This window comes from Cupriavidus sp. 8B (assembly GCF_054589115.1).
In genome coordinates this window covers 1-295 of the sequence record NZ_BAAILO010000137.1, presented here as the reverse complement: position 1 = coordinate 295, position 295 = coordinate 1, and the positions used below count along the sequence as shown (strand labels likewise).

1 tRNA gene is annotated in these 295 nt (G+C 56.6%); it reads left to right on the top strand.

Features of this window, described 5'->3' with window-relative positions:
- Window positions 1-108 precede the first annotated feature (108 nt).
- A tRNA-Ala gene (locus ACYP5B_RS14505) sits at window positions 109-184 on the top strand.
- The last annotated feature ends 111 nt before the right edge of the window (window positions 185-295 follow it).

Sequence of the window (295 nt, the reverse complement as noted above, 5' to 3'; positions counted from 1 at the left end):
TCTTGATAAGGCGGGGGTCGTAGGTTCAAGTCCTACCAGACCCACCAAGTTACGGATGGTGGTTCGACGATGTGAGTCGATGTTGAGCCTCCGGACCGAGAAGTAAAGGGGGGATTAGCTCAGCTGGGAGAGCACCTGCTTTGCAAGCAGGGGGTCGTCGGTTCGATCCCGTCATCCTCCACCACTTACCTCGCACTGGAATGTGCACCTTGGATTGGTCGTCAAAGGCAAGCGCTTAGTCTTGAGCGTTTGCCTTTGGCCTTGGCCAAGACGATGCGGGACCAAGTCTCGCTCG